The 2,108-nt window shown below is 42.8% G+C and carries 3 protein-coding genes; all 3 read left to right on the top strand.

The genetic code is table 11. The features are described 5' to 3' along the window. On the top strand, positions 1-1,152 hold a 1,152-nt coding region (locus tag KDN35_RS19670), incomplete at its 5' end, for a polymorphic toxin-type HINT domain-containing protein (RefSeq protein ID WP_249179217.1). Between the two features lie 16 nt (positions 1,153-1,168). Further along, positions 1,169-1,555, top strand: a complete 387-nt coding sequence (locus tag KDN35_RS19660) for a WapI family immunity protein (RefSeq protein ID WP_212133744.1) — start codon at positions 1,169-1,171, stop codon at positions 1,553-1,555. A 121-nt stretch (positions 1,556-1,676) separates the two neighbouring features. Beyond that, a partial coding sequence (locus KDN35_RS19655; protein ID WP_212133742.1) for a hypothetical protein occupies positions 1,677-2,108 on the top strand: 432 nt, incomplete at its 3' end.

Below are 2,108 nucleotides of genomic sequence, written 5' to 3'. Positions count from 1 at the left end.
GTCTTCGACGAGAAAACCGGTTACTACTACCTGCGTGCCCGCTACTACGACCCGAAAATCGGACGGTTTATCTCGGAGGATACGTATAAGGGGCAAGTGGATAATCCGCTAAGCCTCAACCGGTATACGTATGTGCATAATAATCCGTTGCGATACTGGGATCCAACCGGACATAATGTGTGGGAGGATTTCAGAAAGGGATGGGAGAAGTTCACGGACCCCAATGCTTGGAGTCGCGGTTGGACGAAAGCGAAGGAAGGTCTACCAAAAGGATTAATTAAGTTTACACAAGAACAAATTGGTGTTGAGAATTATCAGGCCCTCACAGATGGTCAATGGGGGTTAGATGATGTTTCAGCAGTAGCTTCAGTGGGGGGGGAACTGCTACTTAGTAGAATAAAAGTGATAAAGGGGGCAAAAAAAGCCTCGAATGGCGCTAACATTATCAAAAATGTATGTAATTGTTTTGTTGAAGGGACTAAGGTTCTGACAGACGAAGGGGAGAAGAATATTGAGGACATTCAAGTCGGAGATAAGGTTCTTTCCAAGTCTGAATTTGACGAGAATGGGGAACTTGCTTATAAGGAGGTTACAGCCCTTTATACAAATTATCGTAATGATATAATCAAGCTATACATTGGTGACTTGCTCATCGAGACGACAGATAACCATCCATTCTGGGTTGAAGGTAGAGGATGGGTATTCGCAGATGAACTTCAGGTGGGGGATAGGCTTCAGAAGGCTGATGGAAGTACTCTCACTATTGACAAGGTAGAGTTCGTCTTACTTGATGAGCCAGTGATGGTTTATAACTTTACGGTTGAAGAGTTTCATACGTATTATGTGACTGACTTGGGTATTTGGGTGCATAATACCGATTGTGACCTTCCTAATTTAATTGCTGCTAAGTCCTTGGGAAAAGGTTCAACAGGTAGGACAACTCCCAACAACCTAAATGAACAGTTGGCAATGAAGCAAGTTTTGTCAGACCCACTCAAAGGAGCAACAGAACTAACAAAAGTAACAATGACCGATAAAAGGTGGTTGGCTGAAGATGGGTGGGTGAAGATGAGCCAAAACGTAAATGGCATTGAAATACATTTCGTTTACAACAAAAAGACAGGGCAATTTGATGACTTTAAGTTCAAGTAATGAGGAAGGAAAAAGTATGAGTGATAGAATATCAATTTTAAGTACAGAGAATCACTGTATAGATGTTGAGCATTTGTATACTGTTGAAGGTTACATTACTTTAGCACTTACCATTAAGTCTGGAGATTTTAAGGGAAAGTCAAATTTTTGTTTCTCGAAAGAAACACTCACACATTTTATTCAATCCCTTAAAGAGATGGGAACAAGACTTGATGGAAGTTCCAGGATTGACGATTATGATTCAGATGCGTACATTTATTTAGAGGTGAATAAGTTAGGGCATGTTGTCATTTCAGGTCAACTTGGTGGAAGTCATCAGGAACACAGTATGAAATTCAAGTTTTCCACTGACCAAACAGTACTAGAGGAGCTAAGACAATATTTAGATTCACTAGTATTTTAAGAATTATTTGACCTTGGGGCTGCAATCCCAAGGTCTTTCTTTTACCCCCACCCAGTGCCGAATGAATCGGGCGGCTACGACCAAAAGAACTTAACCCTCATCATTCCCGTATGACATTCTTTTGTTGGCACCCGACATCAATCGTTTGGCCAGTGTTGCAAGCAGGCTGAGCAAGTACGCCCAGGTCACGGCGTACAGCTACAACAGCTACGGTGATTTGACCAAATTGGTGGACCCGCAAGGCAACGAAACGACGTGGAACTACACATCGACGACCTATTACCTGCGGTTGCTAACGAAGATGAAACGGACAGCAGCCGGAAATCCCAATCATTTTCACGAGGAAACGTATACCTATAATGCTGACAAATTGCTGGAAACGGAGCACATCGTCGATTCGTATCCGGATGGAACGACGACGAAACGGGAAGAAATTGGCCGCGCGTACCAGTACAACAGCCAGAAGCTGGTTTCCACTATCGTGGAAGCGACGAAAGGATCGGACGAGAAATTTTTTGATAAAAAAATTGAATCTTACGACCGCTATGGCTTG

The organism is Brevibacillus sp. NL20B1 (assembly GCF_018195675.1).
Taxonomy (GTDB): Bacteria; Bacillota; Bacilli; order Brevibacillales; family Brevibacillaceae; genus Brevibacillus; species Brevibacillus aydinogluensis.
This window is presented reverse-complemented; position numbering and strand designations above follow the sequence as displayed.